Here is a 1,872-nt window from a genome sequence, read left to right as displayed (position 1 = left end):
GGCGCTTAGGCGCTTAGGCAGCTAGCCCCAAGTTTTTGCAAATAGCCAGCGTGGTGGCGCTTTGGTTCATGCTGTAGAAGTGCAGCCCAGGCACACCCCCCGCACGCAGCTGGTCACACAGGTCGGTGACCACCTCCAAACCAAAAGCTTTGATGGAAGCAATATCGTCGCCATAGCCTTGCAAGCGCAAACGAATCCAACGTGGAATTTCTGCGCCGCACGCATCTGAGAAGCGCAACAGCTGCGACGAGCTGCTGATGGGCATGATGCCCGGCACGATAGGAATGTGCACACCCAACTTATCGGCATCTTCCACAAAACGGAAATACGCATCGCTGTTGTAAAAGTATTGGGTGATGGCCGAGTCAGCGCCTGCTTTAACTTTGGTGGCAAAGGCTTGCAAGTCAGCCTCGGCCGATTTGGCTTGTGGGTGAATCTCTGGATAAGCTGCCACCTCAATGCCAAAGTCGTCACCCGTCTCGGCGCGAATAAATGCCACCAAATCGCTGGCGTAATGAAACTCACCGCCTGCGCCGAAGCCACTGGGCAAGTCACCACGCAAAGCCACCAAGCGCTTGACGCCCATGGTTTTGAACTCGGACAACTGTTGGCGCACGCTGTCGCGGGTGGCACCGATGCAAGAGAAGTGCGATGCAGCGGGCATGCCCTCGCCCAAAATTTCTTTCAGGGTAGAAATCGTGCCGGCTTGGGTGGAGCCGCCTGCGCCGTAGGTGACCGAGCAAAACTGCGGCTTGAGCGGGTACAAAGCTTGGCGCACAACGCGCAGCTTTTCAGCACCTTCAGGGGTTTTGGGCGGGAAAAACTCAATGCTCAAGCTGTTGTTTGTGGTCATCTCTATCTCACTAGTTGGCGCGTCATGCGTGACGCGCACCCATCCAAAATTCTTGGTTGCCATCGCCACCGGCAATGGCGCTGGGCCAGTAGCCCAACACCTCTAATTTCAATCCAGCACAGGCCTCGCGCAAACGCGCTTCTACCTGCGCGTAGCTGGCTTCGTCCTTGACCAAGCCGCCTTTGCCAATGTCACTGGGCTGCAATTCAAACTGCGGCTTCACCAACATCAACAGCGCACCACCTTGTTTTAGATAAGGCAGCAACGCGGGTAAAACGAGGGTGAGCGAGATAAAAGATAAATCACCCACCACCAAATCAAATCCTTGGGTCGCCCCTGGCACGCGCGCATCGTCGGCTTGCAACTCGCGGGCGTTGATGCGTTCTACACACACCACACGCGCATCGTCACGCAATCGCGGATGCAACTGGCCGTGGCCCACATCCAAACCCACCACTTGCGCAGCACCTTGGTGCAACAAGCAATCGGTAAAGCCGCCGGTGCTTTGCCCCACATCGAGGCAACGCAAACCTTGGGCAGACAGGCGGCTGCTGAGCAGCGCACCTTCAAGCTTTAAACCACCGCGAGACACATAACGCGCCTCGGCGGTGTCCAACAATCGCAGCTCGCTGGGTAGTGGCAACTCATCACCATTCTTGGTGACGCGTTGCCACGGTTTGGTGCCCAACCGCCACTCCACGCCCGAGGTAATTAGCCGCTGCGCTTGAGAGCGCGATACGGCTAAACCTCGATCGAGAAGCAACTGGTCAGCTCGCATCAATGAAATGCGAGTGCTTAGTAGCGGTAAGTGTCAGCTTTGTAAGGGCCGGTCTTTGCCACGCCGATGTAGGCAGCTTGCTCGTCACTCAACACCGTCAGCATGGCGCCGACTTTTTCGAGGTGCAAACGTGCCACTTTTTCGTCCAAGTGCTTAGGCAACACATAGACCTTGCCCGATTCGTATTGGTCTTGCTTGGTGAACAACTCGATCTGAGCGATCGTTTGGTTCGCAAAGCTAG

At 56.2% G+C, this 1,872-nt stretch carries 3 protein-coding genes; all 3 read right to left on the bottom strand.

Annotated features, from left to right (window positions below; genetic code table 11):
• Positions 1-13: 13 nt before the first annotated feature.
• Positions 14-853 carry a methylenetetrahydrofolate reductase [NAD(P)H] gene (gene metF, locus ABWP81_RS03980; RefSeq protein ID WP_353139693.1) on the bottom strand — a complete coding sequence of 280 codons (840 nt, stop codon included), beginning with the start codon at positions 851-853 and terminating at the stop codon, positions 14-16.
• A gap of 22 nt (positions 854-875) precedes the next feature.
• A complete protein-coding gene (locus ABWP81_RS03975; RefSeq protein ID WP_353134379.1) occupies positions 876-1,631 on the bottom strand; it encodes a TlyA family RNA methyltransferase in 756 nt (251 codons plus the stop codon).
• A gap of 17 nt (positions 1,632-1,648) precedes the next feature.
• Positions 1,649-1,872 (bottom strand): adenosylhomocysteinase (locus ABWP81_RS03970; RefSeq protein WP_353139690.1); only part of this gene is annotated, 224 nt, incomplete at its 5' end.

The sequence above is a fragment of the Limnohabitans sp. genome (assembly GCF_040401135.1).
Taxonomy (GTDB): Bacteria; Pseudomonadota; Gammaproteobacteria; order Burkholderiales; family Burkholderiaceae_C; genus Limnohabitans.
Note: the sequence above shows the minus strand (reverse complement) of the source record. Positions and strands in the feature narration are given on the sequence as shown.

Bases quoted from the DNA above. Each gene is read 5' to 3' on its own strand.
- ABWP81_RS03975 (WP_353134379.1), bottom strand. From the start codon at position 1,631: ATGCGAGCTGACCAGTTGCTTCTCGATCGAGGTTTAGCCGTATCGCGC.
- metF (WP_353139693.1), bottom strand. From the start codon at position 853: ATGACCACAAACAACAGCTTGAGCATTGAGTTTTTCCCGCCCAAAACC.